Origin of the sequence: Methanothermobacter thermautotrophicus str. Delta H (assembly GCF_000008645.1) — an archaeon.
In the GTDB taxonomy this organism is placed as follows: domain Archaea; phylum Methanobacteriota; class Methanobacteria; order Methanobacteriales; family Methanothermobacteraceae; genus Methanothermobacter; species Methanothermobacter thermautotrophicus.
Genome location: NC_000916.1, coordinates 966268 through 982442, shown reverse-complemented (window position 1 = coordinate 982442; position 16175 = coordinate 966268). Strand labels below are relative to the sequence as shown.

Annotated in this window: 15 protein-coding genes and 2 tRNA genes; 8 read left to right on the top strand and 9 right to left on the bottom strand. The window is 50.9% G+C overall.

Annotated elements, in window-relative coordinates:
• Positions 1-62: 62 nt before the first annotated feature.
• A complete protein-coding gene (locus tag MTH_RS05095) occupies positions 63-4487 on the top strand; it encodes a DUF11 domain-containing protein (RefSeq protein ID WP_010876698.1) in 4425 nt (1474 codons plus the stop codon).
• Between the two features lie 123 nt (positions 4488-4610).
• On the opposite strand, the gene MTH_RS05090 is transcribed toward MTH_RS05095, so the two are convergent.
• A complete protein-coding gene (locus tag MTH_RS05090; protein WP_238374177.1) occupies positions 4611-5552 on the bottom strand; it encodes a calcium/sodium antiporter in 942 nt (313 codons plus the stop codon).
• 94 nt (positions 5553-5646) lie between these two features.
• Between MTH_RS05090 and hypD the strand changes: the two genes are divergently transcribed.
• Genes hypD through pscS form a run of 6 tightly spaced genes read left to right on the top strand, consistent with a single transcriptional unit; the run spans position 5647 to position 11333 of the window.
• On the top strand, positions 5647-6693 hold the full coding sequence (hypD, locus tag MTH_RS05085) for a hydrogenase formation protein HypD (RefSeq protein WP_010876696.1): 1047 nt from the start codon (positions 5647-5649) through the stop codon (positions 6691-6693).
• Positions 6694-6701: 8 nt separating this feature from the next.
• Positions 6702-7367 carry a phosphoglycolate phosphatase gene (locus MTH_RS05080; protein ID WP_010876695.1) on the top strand — a complete coding sequence of 222 codons (666 nt, stop codon included), beginning with the start codon at positions 6702-6704 and terminating at the stop codon, positions 7365-7367.
• A 4-nt stretch (positions 7368-7371) separates the two neighbouring features.
• Positions 7372-8664: a TldD/PmbA family protein gene (locus MTH_RS05075; RefSeq protein ID WP_010876694.1), complete on the top strand. Its 1293-nt coding sequence runs from the start codon at positions 7372-7374 to the stop codon at positions 8662-8664.
• Between the two features lie 21 nt (positions 8665-8685).
• Positions 8686-9678, top strand: a complete 993-nt coding sequence (locus MTH_RS05070) for a radical SAM protein (RefSeq protein WP_048061273.1) — start codon at positions 8686-8688, stop codon at positions 9676-9678.
• Positions 9679-9688: 10 nt separating this feature from the next.
• On the top strand, positions 9689-10213 hold the full coding sequence (locus MTH_RS05065; protein ID WP_010876692.1) for an NTPase: 525 nt from the start codon (positions 9689-9691) through the stop codon (positions 10211-10213).
• Entirely contained in the window at positions 10200-11333 is a 1134-nt protein-coding gene (gene pscS, locus MTH_RS05060; RefSeq protein WP_010876691.1) for an O-phospho-L-seryl-tRNA:Cys-tRNA synthase, read from the top strand. Before MTH_RS05065 ends, pscS begins: the two co-directional genes overlap by 14 nt.
• Positions 11334-11453: 120 nt before the next feature.
• On the opposite strand, the gene MTH_RS05055 is transcribed toward pscS, so the two are convergent.
• From MTH_RS05055 to MTH_RS05040, 4 genes are all read right to left on the bottom strand, one after another.
• Positions 11454-11864, bottom strand: coding sequence for a transcriptional regulator (locus tag MTH_RS05055; protein ID WP_048060962.1), 411 nt, complete (start codon positions 11862-11864; stop codon positions 11454-11456).
• An 11-nt stretch (positions 11865-11875) separates the two neighbouring features.
• Positions 11876-12319 (bottom strand): universal stress protein, encoded by a 444-nt coding sequence (locus MTH_RS05050; protein ID WP_010876689.1) that lies wholly within the window; start codon positions 12317-12319, stop codon positions 11876-11878.
• Positions 12320-12321: 2 nt separating this feature from the next.
• Positions 12322-12789, bottom strand: a complete 468-nt coding sequence (locus MTH_RS05045) for a TIGR00288 family NYN domain-containing protein (protein ID WP_010876688.1) — start codon at positions 12787-12789, stop codon at positions 12322-12324.
• Positions 12790-12886: 97 nt separating this feature from the next.
• Complete coding sequence (locus tag MTH_RS05040) at positions 12887-13513, bottom strand: TetR/AcrR family transcriptional regulator (RefSeq protein WP_010876687.1); 627 nt, start codon at positions 13511-13513, stop codon at positions 12887-12889.
• A gap of 143 nt (positions 13514-13656) precedes the next feature.
• Here MTH_RS05040 and mtrA point away from each other — a divergent pair, with 143 nt between their 5' ends.
• Positions 13657-14199, top strand: coding sequence for a tetrahydromethanopterin S-methyltransferase subunit A (gene mtrA, locus MTH_RS05035; protein WP_048060961.1), 543 nt, complete (start codon positions 13657-13659; stop codon positions 14197-14199).
• Positions 14200-14256: 57 nt separating this feature from the next.
• On the opposite strand, the gene MTH_RS05030 is transcribed toward mtrA, so the two are convergent.
• The 4 genes from MTH_RS05030 to tuf all read right to left on the bottom strand — a co-directional run bounded on the left by MTH_RS05030 (position 14257) and on the right by tuf (position 16132).
• Positions 14257-14341 (bottom strand) — tRNA-Ser (locus MTH_RS05030).
• Between the two features lie 40 nt (positions 14342-14381).
• A tRNA-Ser gene (locus MTH_RS05025) sits at positions 14382-14466 on the bottom strand.
• Positions 14467-14547: 81 nt separating this feature from the next.
• Positions 14548-14856, bottom strand: coding sequence for a 30S ribosomal protein S10 (gene rpsJ, locus MTH_RS05020; protein ID WP_010876685.1), 309 nt, complete (start codon positions 14854-14856; stop codon positions 14548-14550).
• A gap of 34 nt (positions 14857-14890) precedes the next feature.
• The gene (gene tuf, locus MTH_RS05015; RefSeq protein ID WP_010876684.1) at positions 14891-16132 is read right to left on the bottom strand and encodes a translation elongation factor EF-1 subunit alpha; all 1242 of its coding nucleotides are present in this window, start codon (positions 16130-16132) and stop codon (positions 14891-14893) included.
• Between the last annotated feature and the right edge of the window lie 43 nt (positions 16133-16175).

Sequence of the window (16175 nt, the reverse complement as noted above, 5' to 3'; positions counted from 1 at the left end):
ATTATAAATATCTCCTCAACATAATAGGTAAATGTGTAAAAAATTTAAAGGGGGGGTGAAAAATGAAGAGATTTACACTGGCACTTTCGATTCTTCTGGTGATTCTTACCATTGGAACAGTAAGTGCCGCCGATTCTGACAATCAGACTGATTCTAATGCACTCATAACTGGAACTGTGACACAGTGTAACGGTACAGATCCATTTGAGGGCGCAGTTATAAACGTGGCCTCAGTTAATGGTTCCAGTGTGGCATCCGGGGTAACAGGTCCGGATGGAAGTTACTCTGTGAGTTTCCAGGCAGCCGACCGGACATTTATTGTCTCAGCAGTTGCACCTAGACACGTGATACCATCCAGCACTGTAACCCTTGATGAGTCAGGAAGAGCCACTGCCGATTTCAGGCTCGGAACCCTGAACTTGACCAAGGGTTCATGGGACATCATCGGGCTTGACCATAATAATGTGAATGTCGGTCCCAACCAGTATCTCATCCAGATACGTGTCAGGAACGATGCCCTGACCACCGCAACTAATGTAACAGCCAACCTCACATTCACTTCAACCAATCCCTACGTCGACCTCGCGGCGAATGAAACAGCCAGCAAGTACCTGGGTGATATAGCACCGGGTGCAACGGTGGATGTCTTCTACCTTGTGGAGGTATCAAGGAATTCACTTGCCTACCTGACGTCCAGGAATTATACGGTGACGGTGGGCGGGACGAACACGGGTTCCGCTGACACCATAAACGGAACACTCTATGTTGAGAAACTTGTCTCACAGAACCGTAATGACGTGGTATCCATAACTGTGAGTAACCCGTCACCGGCCATTGGAGACGTGATTGCAGTCACAGTCGTATCAACAACGGCATCAGCCGGATATGATATCCTTAACCTTCCACTAACCAACTACAACCCGGCAATTATCCAGCCCATCAACGTAACGGTGACCTACGGACCAAACACCAGCAACAATGTACGCCTTGACGCACAGGGTCAGACAAACTTTGTATCTGTCTGGCTGTTCAACGTTACCGGCGCAGGGGTGACCAGGCTCTTCGGTCTCATAACAGACAGGAGCGGTTCAAGCTACCACTACAACTCAGACTTCGGTGAGAATATCACCATCCGGGCACTTGAGAGGGCCGACCTTGCAATTGCAAAAACAGTCAACAACACGGCACCCAGCATTGGCGATACCGTCAGATTCACAATCACCGTGGTGAACTATGGCCCAAACAATGCCACTGGCGTTTATGTAACGGATCTTCTACCACCACAGCTGAGCTTCGTATCAGCAAGTGCATCCAGGGGAATCTACAACAGCACCACAGGTATATGGACCATAGGAAACCTTGAATACTTCGAGACGGTAACACTGAACATCACAGCCACGGTCACAGCAACAGGGGCAATTGTCAACAACGCCAACGTGACAGGTGACGTCTTCGACCCAGACATGGCAAACAACTACGCATCAGCAGCCCTGAATTCTCCACCGGCATCAGACCTCACCATAGACAAGTCTGTTAACAATCCGGAACCCTATGTGGGTGAAAATATCCAGTACACAATCACTGTGAGCAACAGGGGACCTGATAACGCAGCAGGAGTTGTGGTGGAGGATGTTCTGCCGGCTGGACTGATACCTATCAGCGCGACACCATCCAAGGGCTCCTACTACATGGGCACATGGAATGTGGGGACACTGAACTACCTTGAAATAGCAACACTCACAATAATAGCCAGGGTCAACGCAACTGGATCACTGACAAACTTTGCAAATATCACATCACCAAACTTTGATCCCAACCCGGATAACAACAATGACACCGCCGAGGTGGTGGGAATCCCGGTGGCTGACCTGCTTATAGTGAAACAAGTGAGTGACCCGCGGCCAGATTATGGGTCCGTTGTGACCTTTACGGTTGCTGTCACAAATCTTGGACCGAGCAACGCCACAGGTGTAACCGTCACAGATATACTCTCACCGGGCCTTGTCTACCTCAGTCACACTGTCACACAGGGAACCTACAATGCCACAACTGGCGTATGGTACATCGGAGCACTGAATTACGCGGCATCAGCCCTGATGAACCTCACAGTCCTTGTGAACACAACCGGTGATTCAAATAACACAGTATCAGTCACCGGTAATGAGCGTGACCCTGACAGGACCAACAATGATGCGGTATCAACCCTTAACGCGGTATCAGCAGACCTTAGCATCCAGAAGACCGTTGACAGACCTGTTATAAATAACGGGGAAACCGCCACCTTCACGGTGATCGTGAGGAATGCTGGTCCAGACACACCATCAAATGTTGTGGTCTCAGATCTCCTGCCTGCTGGACTCTCAATCATATCATACACGGTTACACAGGGATCCTTCAACACAACAACTGGCGTCTGGGAGGTTGGCTCACTACCTGCCCTGTTCCAGGCAACCCTCACACTGGTTGTAAGGGCAACCCAGGCAGGCTTCCAGACAAACATAGTCAACGTATCATCAGAGCTTCCAGATCCACTACCCGGAGACAACGTTGATGCGGTTACAGTCGATGTGAGGCCAAGCGCGGATGTTAAGATCACGAAGACCGTCAGCAACACAGCACCAGACTTCGGTGACACCGTGGTGTTCTACATAACGGTAACGAACCTTGGACCGGACACCGCCACGGTTGTGAGGACCGTTGATACAATGCCATCAGGTCTCGTCTACCAGTCCCACAGTGCATCCGCGGGTATCTACTTCGTGGAATTCAATGTATGGACTGTTGATTCACTGGCACCCGGTGCATCAGAGACACTGAACATCACCGTGCTTGTCAATGCCACAGGTGGAATGATAAACACGGTCTCAGTCACGAGCACCGAGTATGACCCTGACCTGACCAACAACCATGCTGCTGGGCTATTAAATGCAGAGGCCGTGGCTGATATCGCGGTACAGAAGACGGTCCTCCTGACACCAATCAACAATGGACAGATAACAAACTTCACGGTCACTGTCACCAACAACGGACCGAACGATGCAACAGGTGTCGCTGTAACGGATATACTACCACCAGGACTCGGACTGCTCAGTCACAGCGCCTCACAGGGAACCTTCGCAGGCGGGCTCTGGACTGTTGGAGACCTTGCAAATGGCACATCAGCAACCCTGGTGCTTGAGGTAATTGCAAATGCCGCAGGCATATTCACGAATTACGTGAATGCATCAGCCGAGGAGTACGACCCTCTGCTCTCAAACAACAATGCAACTGCTCTACTCACCGTGAACCCATCATCAGATATATCAATCACAAAGACGGTGTCAAACAGCACACCGAACTTCGGTGAGCAGATAACCTTCTTTGTGACGGTTACGAACAATGGACCTGACGATGCAACAGGGGTCACGGTAACAGAAATGCTTCCAGAGGGCCTTGTCTACCAGTCACATGCAATTTCACAGGGTATCTGCTATCCCCTTGCATGCATCTGGATAGTTGGAGACCTTGCAAACGGTGCATCAGCAACCCTCAACTTCACGGTCCTTGTGAACACCACAGGTGAACTGATAAACAGGGTTCAGGCAGTTGGGGATCAGTTCGATCCATACCCTGAAAACAACACTGCAAACGTCACAGTGACCATCCCACCGGCTGCTTATCTTGTGATAGATAAGGTGGTTAATGCGACGGTGGTTGACTTCAATGATACTGTGAGGTTCGTGGTTTCAGTTACCAATATGGGTCCTGATGATTCAGTGGGTGTTGTTGTTAATGACGTGTTACCTGCTGGTCTTGACTACGTGAGTCACAGTGCTTCACAGGGAAGCTATGATGTGGGTACTGGTGTGTGGCTTGTTGGTTCACTGGTAAGGGATGCTGTGGCGACTCTGGAGATTGTTGCCAGGGTTGCTGTGAGTAACACTACCCTGACCAATATTGCCAATGTCACGTCTGATACGTACAATCCGAACCCTGATAGGGATGCTAATGCCACTGTAACAGCAAATCCACGGGCAGAGCTCACCATCACCAAGACGGCTGATAGGAGGGCTGTACGCCTCGGACAGAACGTGAAATTCACAGTAACGGTGACAAACAATGGACCTGATACTGCACTCAACACAACAGTGGTTGACAGGCTACCGGATTCAATGAGGTACGTATCATCCAGCGCCACTGTGGGATCATACAATCCGGTAACCGGCGTATGGCTGATAGGAGACCTGCCATCAGGTTCAAGCGCAGTCCTTGAAATAGTGGTCCAGATGATAAGGCGCGGCACATTCATCAACGTGGCAACGGTGAGCTCAGGCTCATCAGGCGGCAACAACACGACAGAGGTCGATATCGAGGTCACAGAACCCACACCGGGTCCAGGACCTTCACCTGGCAGGGTACCGATGCAGCCAACGGGTGCTCCGGTAGCTGCACTCATGGCAGGCCTACTGCTTCTAGCTGCAGGTTCAGCCATAGCAAGGAGAAGATAAAAAAATTTCCCTTCATTTTTTTATTTTGGTATATTGAGCGGTTTTTTTAGTTTTTTCAGTGCAACTGATGTCAATATACTGTGTAAGTGCTATTCTAAGTGCATCTTAAAAAACGCATTAAACCTACCGTGTAAGTGTTATTCTAATTACAGCGTATGCCAGGTAAAATGCCACCAGTGCAACCCCCTCAACCCTCCTGAGCTCCATATCAGTCCACATGAAGTACATGACGGCCACTGTCACCCCCATGAGCACTGGAGCGTCAAGAATGAGGGATAGGGGCTCAACAGGGATCCTAACAAAGAGTGATGGAACCCCGATGCCTATCAGGATGTTGAATATGTTGCTCCCCAGGACGGTTCCAAGGGACAGGCTGCACATACGCTTCATTGCAGAGTTAACAGCAACGACCAGTTCAGCGAGGCTTGTGCCTATTGCGAGGGCAAAAAGACCGATTATCATCTCAGGAACATTCATGATCTCAGCGATCCCAACGGCACTGTATACGAGTATTCTGCAGAACACCACAAGACCAGTGAATCCCAGGATGGCGGATATTATGGTTTTCGCATCAACCTCGCCATGATCCATGAGGTGGCTGGTATAGTAGCCCCTCTGTTTTTTTATGAGGACCCAGAGGTAAACACCGTAGAGTGCAAGGAGCACGACACCAGTCAGGGGGCCAACCGGTCCCATGAGCATGAAGAATGTGAGGATGAGTATGCTCAGAAGCCCGAAAAGACCATCCCTCCGGATCTCATCCCGGTTTGTTGTAACCGCACATGAAAGGATGGCTGATATGCCTATGATGCCGGCTATGTTCCATATATTTGATCCTATAACAACACCCACACCGAGATCAGGGTTTCCTGTGAGGACGGATATCAGTGCGGATCCAAATTCAGGAAGGGAGGTCCCTGCAGCGGCGACTGTCACCCCCAGTATTATCTGGGATATCCCCAGGGCCCTACCTATATCAACGATCCGATCCACGAATATATCGGCCGACTTTATAACGCCAATCAGTGAGACAGTGAAGAGGAAGAGGAGGATGATAACTGACATGTTTAAACTTCTCTCCCCATAAAACATAATCCTTTGGCCTCCTCCATATATATATGATCGTGATAAATAGATCTTTAAGTGTAATGGTGGTCTTATGAAGAATCTTTCAAGGGAACTGGTTTCAAGGATACAGGAGATATCACGTCCAGTTAAGATAATGCATGTATGCGGGTCACATGAGCACACAATAATGCAGCATGGTGTAAGGTCCCTCCTTCCTGAGGAGGTGGAGGTGGTCGCCGGGCCTGGCTGTCCGGTCTGCTGTGTCCCGGCAAGGGAAATCGACGAGTGCATTGAACTTGCAAGGCAGGGTGTCACCATAACAACCTTCGGTGACATGCTCCGGGTCCCGGGCTCCAGGGGATCCCTCGCGGATGCCAGGGCGGACGGTGCGGATGTCAGGATAGTCTACGGTGTGGGCAACGCAGTGGAGATAGCAAGGAAACTTGACCGGGAAGTCGTATTCATGGCAGCGGGATTTGAGACCACGGCGCCAACAACAGCCTCGGAGATACTCTCAGGACCACCTGAGAACTTCTCGGTTCTTTCATGCCACAGGCTCATACCACCCGCCCTCAGGTTTCTCATAGAGTCAGGTGAGGTGAACCTCAACGCCCTCATAGAACCAGGTCACGTGTCAACCATAATCGGCATGAAACCCTATGAGCCCTTCTCAAGGGACTACAACATACCACAGGTCATAGCGGGCTTCAACCCCCTGGATATACTCATGGCGGTCTACATGATACTCCGACAGATCGATAGGGGAGAGGCAAAGGTTGAGAACGAGTATAAGAGGGCCGTGAAACCCGAGGGTAACCTCAAGGCCCAGAAGGTGATGGATGAGGTCTTCAAGGTAACCGAGAGGGAGTGGAGGGGATTCCCGGTCATACCCGAATCAGTCTATGAGATAAGGGATGAGTTCTCTGAATTCAATGCCCGGGAGAAATTCGATATAGAGGTTGAAGATACGGTTGATACACCGGCGGGATGCATATGCGGTGCTGTATTGAGGGGTGTTGCAAGGCCGGAGGAATGCAAACTCTTCAAGAATGAGTGCACCCCCACCAGTCCCATCGGGGCATGCATGGTGTCAAGGGAGGGCACCTGTAACATAGCCTACCGGTACAGCTCATTCTAGGTGTCAGGATGAGGGCCATTGCAGTTGACATCGACGGCACAATAACCGACAAAAAAAGGAGGCTGTCTCTGGAGGCTGTGAAGGCCCTCAGGGGTGCCGAGGAGGCAGGGGTGCCTGTTATAATGGTTACCGGTAACATCCTCTGCTTTGCTATGGCAACATCGGTCCTAATAGGGGCCAGCGGAGGGGTTGTAGCTGAAAATGGCGGTGTGCTGCACATCAATGATGAGGTGAGGGTCCTGGGTGATATAAGTAAGGCTGAGATGGCCTACAGTCACCTCAAAGGGATCTACCCTGTCCGGAAGGTCCAGTTCTCTGACCTCAGGGTGTCGGAGATAGCACTGACCAGGGATGTACCTGCAGATACTGTCAGGGAGGCGCTCAGGGATTTTGATGTTGAGGTCTATGATACCGGCTTTGCCATACACCTGACAGACCCCTCAGTGAATAAGGGTTCATCCCTGGAGATCCTGCTTGAATCCATGGGGATAGAGATGGAGGATGTCATGGCCATAGGTGACAGTGAAAATGACCTGGAATTCATTGAGGCTGCTGGATTCAGGGTTGCGGTTGCAAATGCAGACCCTGAACTGCGGGAGATGGCAGATTATGTGACCTCCGCAGCCCATGGAGAAGGGGTTGCAGAGGCGGTCAGGAGATTCATGGGGTGGTGAGCTGATGTTCGGGATTGGTGAAGAGGCGGTTAAACTCGCATTAAGGTATGGTGAGATGGCTGAGGTCTACATTGAGAGGGAGAAGACACTGGAGGTTGAGATCCAGCGTGACCTCATAGACTTCGGGAAAATTGAATCCATGACAGGGATAGGCATCCGCATCCTGAAGGAGGGGCGAATGGGGTTTGCCTACACATCGGATCCTGATGGGGTGGACGTAGCTGTGAGGATGGCGGCCCAGAACCTCCAGCTTGCAGATCCTGATGAAAACTTCGGGTTCTCTGAACCCTCCACATATCCATCGGTGAAGGGGATCCATGACAGGTCCTTCGATGACCTTGAAGTTGAGGACTCCGTGGAGATGGCCGGTAGAATGATCAACAGGGTCCTGGAGGAGGGATGCAAACCCACCAGCGGCGGGTTCACCGCATCCAGGATTGAAACATTCATCCTAAACTCGGAGGGTGTTGAGGAGTCATCATCTTCAACAGGGTTCTCAGCCCACATATCTGTGACAGCCGGGGAGAATGGCATGAAGACAACCGCCTACGAATCAGACTCCTCCTGCAAACTTGACATCAACCCTGAATGGGTAGCTGGAAGGGCCTGCCGGATTGCAAGGGATTCGATGGGGGGCAGGAGTATTGAAAGCGGCAGGATCCCCGCAGTCCTGGACTACCATGCAGCAGCAGGACTCCTTGGAACATTCGCAGGCGCATTCAGCGCAGATAACGTCCAGAGGGGGAGGTCCGTACTGGCAGATAGGATTGGAAGCCAGGTCACAGGTGAGGGCCTCTCAGTATACGATGACGGTACCCTTGAGGGGGGCCTGGGATCAGCCCCCTTTGATGGTGAGGGGACACCCTCCCAGAGGACAGCCCTTGTTGAGGATGGAATTCTGAGGGGATACATGCATAACATATACACAGCATCAAAGGGGCGGGCTGATAGCACAGGTAATGGTCTGAGGGGCTACATGGAGGTCCCGGCCGTCTCAACCACCAACTTCATACTTGAATTTGACAGTACAGTGCCACTGGACGACTTCAGGGGGATCTTTGTCACAGATGTCCTTGGAGCCCACACAGCAAATCCAATATCCGGTGATTTCTCGGTGGAGGCCAACAATGCGTTCATGGCGGACTCAGGGGAATTCACACCTGTTAAGAAGGCAATGCTCTCAGGGAACATATTTGAGCTCATGATGAAGGTCTCATCAACGGACCTTGAAAGGAGGCAGGTGGGGGGCTTTGTAACCGCGCCCCTCATGGTTGAGGATGTTCATGTCACAGGGTAACCCCATTTATCATTCATGATCATGTCACTGAAGGATGCACTTCACCACTACCTCTCTGTGAGGGATGGTAGGACGGATGCCAGTTTCATGGTGGCCGCCAGGACACCGGCATCCTTCCATGAAACCTCAGGGATGTCTGAACTCTGGAGGGAACATGAAAGGATAGAGAAGGGCATAGAGTGTTCAGGAGCATGTGAAAGGTCCTTCCTTGATCTTAAAATCGAAATCGCTGAAAGGATCCTGGGGGAGTGTTCACTGTGCCCCTGGAGGTGCGGGGTTAACCGCCACAGGGAGCAGGGACACTGCGGTGTCATGGAGCCACGGGTGGCCTCGGAGTTCCTGCACTACGGGGAGGAGGCCCCCCTTGTACCCAGCCATACCATATTCTTCTCTGGCTGCACCCTGAGGTGTGTCTTCTGTCAGAACTGGGACATATCCCAGAACCCCTCTGCAGGCAGACACATTGAGGTGGATGAACTTGCAGCGCTCATAGAGGAGAGGAGGCGCATGGGGGCAGCAAACGTCAACTTCGTGGGCGGAGACCCGACACCAGCACTCCCATATATCCTGAGGGTTCTATCCAGGGTTTCCATCAGTGTGCCTGTCGTATGGAACAGTAACATGTACATGACCAGGGAATCCCTCAGGCTCATAATGGGTGCTGCAGACCTCTACCTCACGGACTTCAAGTTCGGCAACAGTGAATGTGCAGAGAGACTGGCAGGTGCCGGTAACTACTTTGAGGTTGTATCCAGGAACCACCTCATGATAGCAGGTGAGGATATGATAATAAGGCACCTGGTGCTTCCAGGGCACCTGGAGTGCTGCACGAAGCCCATCATATCATGGGTCGCAGAGAACCTGGGAACAGACACTGTAATGAACATAATGGGCCAGTACCGGCCCCTCTACAGGGCTTCAGCTTACCCTGAGATCAACCGTCCCCTCTACATTGAGGAGCTGGAGGAGGCCAGAAGATGGGCCCTGAGTGAAGGCCTTGAAAACCTTATCTAGGGGGAATCTGATGAAGATACTGATCACCGGGAGACCCGGCAGCGGGAAGAGCACCATGGTTGGAAGGCTGAGGGATTACCTTGAGGGCATGGGCTTTTCGGTTGGGGGGATCATAACACCTGAGGTGAGGGTGGGTGGTTCAAGGTGGGGATTTGAGGTCGTTGACATAGCATCGGGCAGGAGGGGCCTCCTTGCGTCAGTTGAAACAGAGGGCCCCCGTATTGGAAGGTACGGTGTAAATGTGGGGGTCATGGATGAACTGGCTGTCCCTGCAATCCGGAGGGCCATGCTGGAGGATGACTGCATAATCATAGACGAAATCGGCCCCATGGAGCTTAAGAGCCGGGAATTCAGGAGGACGGTAGACGAGGTCCTCAGCTCTGACGTCCTCCTCATTGCAGCGGTACACAGGAAAACCCTTCAAAGTATAAAAAAGAGGGAGGACATAAGGGTATTTGTTGTTGATCCTGAAAAACGGGACAGGGTTTACCTCAGGATAATTGACTTACTTGGTGATTATCATGGAATGCGCTGATTATGGTCTTACAAGAAAACTTGAAAGGGATAACCTCAACCTCAACCCCCTCCAGCGTGGCGGTGTTCTCCCCGCCGCTGCAAGGAAGGCCCTCCATGAATTCGGGGATGGTTACAGTGTCTGTGACTACTGTGATGGGAGGCTGGACCAGGTCACAAGGCCCGCGATAAACTGCTTCCTTGATGACCTTGCAGACTTCACAGGCTCCGATGCGGTGAGGACGGTTCATGGTGCAAGGGAGGGTAAATTTGCGGTGATGCATGCACTCTGTGAGAGGGGTGACACCGTTGTTGTTGATGGAAATGCCCACTACACAACACACCTTGCAGCTGAGAGGAACGGCCTTGAAATCGTTGAGGTGCCATCAACCGGACACCCCAGCTATGAGGTAACACCCGAAGCCTACAGGGAGGTCCTTGAGGAGACCATCGACAGGGTTGAGGTTAAACTTGCTGTGCTGACCCATGTCGATGGTAACTACGGGAACCTGACAGATGCACGTGGCGTGGCGGACGTCTGCAGGAAGCTGGGGGTCCCATTACTCCTGAACTGCGCCTACTCCATGGGAAGGCTCCCGGTTAACCTCAGGGAACTTGGGGTTGACTTCGTTGTTGGGAGCGGTCACAAGAGCATGGCGGCCTCCGGGCCTATAGGTGTGCTGGGGATGAAATCTGAGTGGGAGGACACTGTGCTCAGGAGGTCAGGGAGGCATGAGAAGAAGGAGCTTGAACTCCTGGGCTGCACATCACGTGGAGCGCCACTGGCAACCCTCATGGCCTCTCTGCCCTATGTGAGGGAGAGGGTTTCACGCTGGGACGGGGAGGTTAAGAAGACACGCTACCTTGTCTCTGAACTTGAGGATATCGGGGGTATAGAGCAGCTGGGTGTGAGACCCAAGGAACATGACCTCGTGAGGTTTGAAACCCCTGTTTTCCATGAGATAGCGGCTTCACATCCAAGGAAGGGCTTTTTCCTCTATGAGGAACTTAAGAAGAGGGGTATAGTTGGAATAAGGAGGGGCCAGACAAAGTGGTTCAAGTGCAGCATCTATGGCATGACAGAGGAGCAGGTGCAGTACGTGGTTGACTCATTCAGGGATATAGTCGAGGAGAACCGGTGAGCTGACCGCTGGCTGCAGTTCTTGAAAAGAGAGGAGAAATGTTACCTTTTTCATGTAAAGAGGGGTAAGGGAGAAAAATCAGTGGATTCCAGTAGGCTGTTCTCAATTTTATGAGTACATTTAGAGGACCACAGGGAACTGGATCTCCCTCACATCCCCATGGAGGATCTCCCTTGGCGCACCTATTACGTCCAGCCTGTTCTCCTCAACGTATTTTATGAGCTTTCTGTAGGCCTCCTCACGGGCTTCTGAGTATTCTGTAAATATCACAGTATGGCCCGGGATTGTGACTATCCTCACCTTCCCGTCACCCTCAGATTCGCCCTTTACAGGTATACCCACATCGTATCTTCCCTCGTCCTTGAGGGGTGCTGTGTAGAAGATCACTGTGGGGTCACCGTCGGCCTCAAGTTTATCATTTGATGATACAAAGTCTGAAACCTCTTCAAGGACCTCCAGTGTTTTACTGAAGGGCCCTGTAAAGGTTATCACAGCAAGTTTCTCATCATCCAGTGTCCTTTTACCTATCATTACAATCACCGTTAACCAACGACCATCATGGGCTTTGTGGCTGATTTAAGAACCTTCCTTGTTATGCTTCCGGATATTATGCGGTCAAGGCCGTGTTTGCCTGAGCTGCCCATTACAACGAGGTCCACGTCCTCGTCCTCCATGACCTCGAGGATCACCTCTGCGGGGTTACCCTCAAGTATAACCGTATCAAGGCGGGTTTCTGTCATGTGGCCCAGCTCCTGTTGAGAGCTGAATTCCTCCTTGAGGATGGATATTGCCTTCTCTGCCTGTTTTTTCAGTATCTCCTCAAGGCGTCTGCTGATATCCTCGTCCCAGATTTTCCTGTAGGACGTGTCAACTACACTTATGGCCAGTATGTCTGCCCCGCTCATCCCTGCTATGTGGAATGCGTGCCGGGTTGCCTTCCTGGCGTCCCCTGAGCCGTCTGTGGGTATCAGTATTCGCCGGTACACCTCTACACCCCTTCGCTTCCAAGGATTATTGAGTCGTCTGCTGAGTTCTGGAGTGCTATACTGAAACCTGGCTCTGCACCTATGACCAGGGTCTCCTTCCCGTTCTCCTTGGCTATGTTTATGAGGGGGAGGAAGTCAGCGTTCCTTGTCATAATTGCAACCACATCGATGTTGGGGTTGTGTATGAGTTCAAAGGCTTCAACTGCGAGCTGAACATCCACATCACCCGCAACTATCATGGGTGAGAAGCCCTGGTTCACAACGGCCTCTATCAGCTTATCTGAGGCGTACTGGTTCAGCAGCACCTTTCCTACCTTGAGGTTTCCCCTGTCAAAGAGGAGGTTCTTTACAAATTCAAGATCTGAACAGAATTCCTTTCTGAGCATGTTTGGACCATCAACAAGGAGCCCAAGACTCTTTTTATCTTTTCTGCTGTTGTTTATTATCACAAAGTTATCGTCATTATCCATTTCATCAGTTCCTCTCTTTAACTTTTAATACCCTTATGTATCTAAAAACTTATATAGTTATGTGGTGCTGTTGAGAAAGAGTTTAGATGTTATTTTATTAGGGCCTGAGGGCGGATTCAAGGAAAACCTCAAGGTCCTCCCAGAACCTGTCCCTGCTGATATTCCTGGCCTCCAGGACCATCCTGGATGTGAAATCAAGGTTCAGGGCGTTTATGGCCAGTGTATGGATGTATATGGATAGCTCCACAGGGTCGAGGTCGCTGCGGATGCTTCCGTCATTCATGCCCTCCATTATGGCCTCAACCATGAGCCTCCACATTCCGGTACGGAGGTCCACTATCTCCCGCGCATCCTCACTTTCACTCAGCTCGAACCTCTCGGTGCCACTGTAGCAGTATATCCTGAAGTAGTCGGGGTGTTCCTTTGAGAAGCTGTAGAGGGCCTCCACCATGGCCCTGACCTTACCGTATCCATCCGTGTCAAGCTCCAGGCACCTTCTGTACATGCTGTGGAGTATGCGGACACCGTAGAGGTTCACTGCGAAGAAGAGGGATTCCTTGTTTTTGAAGTAGTAGTAGAGGAGGGCCTTGTTGACCTCTGCCTCCTCGGCTATCTCATCCATGGTCACTCTGTCGTATCCCCGTGCAAAGAATGCCTTCTCTGCCGCCCTTATTATCTGTTCACGTCTCCGTTCACGTTCACGTTCGCGTCTTGATGGGGCCATGTGGATTCACCATTCAGTATCTCTATGAATATCTGTTCCGGTATTTTAAAACATTTTGCACCGGAAGATTTATATGTCATTAACTACAAGTTAAATTTTAACCGAAAGTTAAAAATTAACTGACGGTTAAAGAGGTGTTTCTTATGGTTGAAAAGAAACCCGTACCTGAAGACTGGCCACACATAGTTGGGGACTATGTGGTTGGTGATGAAGAAAGCCCGGTTGCGGTTGTCACCCTCGGGTCACACATGGAAGATGAACCCGTGAAGGCGGGTGCTGCAATTTCAGGTCCACTTCACACAGAGAACCTTGGGATAGAGAAGGTTGTTGGGAACGTTATTGCAAACCCCAACCTGCGCTTCCTTGTTGTATGCGGTGCAGAGGTAATGGGGCACATCACAGGGCAGACCATGAAGGCCCTCCACAGCAATGGTGTAGACCTGGAAACAGGGAGGATCATCGGTGCAACCGGTGCAATACCCTACATTGAGAACATGCCGGAGGAGGCCATAGAGAGGTTCCGGAGACAGGTTGAACTGGTGGACATGGTTGATGTTGAGGATCCAGATTCAATAGCTGCAAGGATCCAGGAATGTGTGGTTCATGACTCCGGTGCAATGGAAGAGGAACCCCTCATTTTAAAGGTTCCAGAGATAGGAAAAGGGGATTCAGAAGAAAACACCTGATTATTTTTTTTAAGGGTCTGACCGCCACCAGAAGGCGGTCACTTCCTCCTATTTTCACGCCGGGACTGGGATTTGAACCCAGGAGGAGCAAAGCTCCACAAGATTTCCAGTCTTGCGCCTTACCTGGCTAGGCTATCCCGGCAGAACAGTTAGATTTCAGTTCAGAAAAAAGTTTTTTTAAGCGCCGGGACTGGGATTTGAACCCAGGCGGAGAGAATCTCCACGGGATCTCAAGTCCCGCGCCTTACCTGGCTAGGCTATCCCGGCAGTATCAGATAAAAGAGATTGATAAACTCTTATTTATATAGTTTTTGGTGGTGAATTTAGTTAGAGGGGTTTACACCCCAGTTAACTTTTGAGTTCAATTTCAATGCTGACATTGTCAGGCACATTGACCTTCATGACCTGACGCATGGCCCTTTCATCGGCCTCTATACCCACAAGCCTCTTGTGGATCCTCATCTCCCATTTCTCCCAGGTAGCGGTTCCCTCACCATCCGGGGATTTCCTTGTTGGAACCACGAGCCTCTTTGTTGGGAGGGGGATTGGGCCTGACATGTCCACGCCTGTCCTTTCAGCAATCTTCTTGAGCTGGTCACAGACGTATGCCAGTTTTTCAGGGTCTGTCCCTGTCAGTTTAATCCTTGCTTTGTGCATTTAAATCCTCCTGTAAAAAAGGGAAGAGGTGGGTTTATTTTGCTGGTACGAGGTCTATGCACATTCCAGCAGCCACTGTCTGTCCCATGTCCCTTATGGCGAATCTTCCCATGTGTGGGATGTCCTTTATCTTCTCGATGACCAGTGGCTTGGTTGGTTTGACCTTCACAACAGCAGCGTTACCTGTTTTCAGGAAGTCAGGGTTTTCCTCTTCCACCTGACCTGTGGCAGGGTTCATTTTCTGCACCAGTTCAAGGAAGGTACAGGCAACCTGTGCTGTGTGGCAGTGGAATACAGGTGTGTAACCCACTGTTATGACACCAGGGTGCTGGAGAACAACGATCTGTGCTGTGAACTCCTTGGCAACCTTTGGTGGGTTGTCAAGGTGTCCTGCAACGTCTCCCCTTCTGATGTCGTTTTTACCGACACCCCTGACGTTGAAACCTATGTTGTCACCGGGTTCTGCCTGTTCGATCATTTCGTGGTGCATTTCGATTGATTTAACCTCTCCACTTACACCTGCTGGTTCGAATATGACGTTTTCACCCTTCTTGAGGACACCGGTCTCGACACGTCCCACTGGAACTGTACCGACACCTGTGATGGAGTAGACGTCCTGTATAGGTATCCTCAGTGGAAGGTCCACAGGTTTTTCAGGTGCTTCAAGGTCGTCGAGGGCTTCAACGAGTGTTTTACCCTTGTACCATGGGGTGTTTTCGCTCTTTGATGTTATGTTGTCCCCTTCAAAGGCGGAGAGTGGGATGAATTCAACGTCGCTTGGCTTGTAACCCACGGTTTTGATGAGGGCTGCAACCTCATCCTTGAGGGCGTTGAATTTCTCTTCGTCGTAGTTGACGAGGTCCATCTTGTTGATTGCGACTATGAGCTGGTTTATACCAAGTGTCCTTGATAGGAACACGTGTTCCTTGGTCTGAGGCATTACACCGTCGTCAACTGCGACAACAAGGACTGCTGCGTCTGCCTGGGACGCACCTGTGATCATGTTTTTAACGAAGTCACGGTGTCCAGGGCAGTCCACGATTGTGAACTCGTACTTGTCTGTTTCGAATTTGGCGTGTGCAAGGTCGATTGTAACTCCCCTTTCCCTTTCCTCGGAGAGCCTGTCCATGACAAACCTGAACTTGTCCTCACCTTCAGCTAACTGCTGCTCGGCGATTGCTCCGGCCTGCAGGAGCAGGTGTCCCACTAGTGTGGATTTTCCGTGGTCTACGTGTCCAATAAACGCCAGGTTCATGTGTTCTTTTTCTTTAGCCATAATATACCTCCATATATGATGGTTTAGCCTGATTTTTTAGATC

Coding starts and splice junctions, on each gene's coding strand:
- MTH_RS05095 (WP_010876698.1), top strand. CDS start 63: ATGAAGAGATTTACACTGGCACTTTCGATTCTTCTGGTGATTCTTACC.
- MTH_RS05090 (WP_238374177.1), bottom strand. CDS start 5,552: ATGTCAGTTATCATCCTCCTCTTCCTCTTCACTGTCTCACTGATTGGC.
- hypD (WP_010876696.1), top strand. CDS start 5,647: ATGAAGAATCTTTCAAGGGAACTGGTTTCAAGGATACAGGAGATATCA.
- MTH_RS05080 (WP_010876695.1), top strand. CDS start 6,702: ATGAGGGCCATTGCAGTTGACATCGACGGCACAATAACCGACAAAAAA.
- MTH_RS05075 (WP_010876694.1), top strand. CDS start 7,372: ATGTTCGGGATTGGTGAAGAGGCGGTTAAACTCGCATTAAGGTATGGT.
- MTH_RS05070 (WP_048061273.1), top strand. CDS start 8,686: ATGTCACTGAAGGATGCACTTCACCACTACCTCTCTGTGAGGGATGGT.
- MTH_RS05065 (WP_010876692.1), top strand. CDS start 9,689: ATGAAGATACTGATCACCGGGAGACCCGGCAGCGGGAAGAGCACCATG.
- pscS (WP_010876691.1), top strand. CDS start 10,200: ATGGAATGCGCTGATTATGGTCTTACAAGAAAACTTGAAAGGGATAAC.
- MTH_RS05055 (WP_048060962.1), bottom strand. CDS start 11,864: ATGATAGGTAAAAGGACACTGGATGATGAGAAACTTGCTGTGATAACC.
- MTH_RS05045 (WP_010876688.1), bottom strand. CDS start 12,789: ATGGATAATGACGATAACTTTGTGATAATAAACAACAGCAGAAAAGAT.
- MTH_RS05040 (WP_010876687.1), bottom strand. CDS start 13,513: ATGGCCCCATCAAGACGCGAACGTGAACGTGAACGGAGACGTGAACAG.
- mtrA (WP_048060961.1), top strand. CDS start 13,657: ATGGTTGAAAAGAAACCCGTACCTGAAGACTGGCCACACATAGTTGGG.
- rpsJ (WP_010876685.1), bottom strand. CDS start 14,856: ATGCACAAAGCAAGGATTAAACTGACAGGGACAGACCCTGAAAAACTG.
- tuf (WP_010876684.1), bottom strand. CDS start 16,132: ATGGCTAAAGAAAAAGAACACATGAACCTGGCGTTTATTGGACACGTA.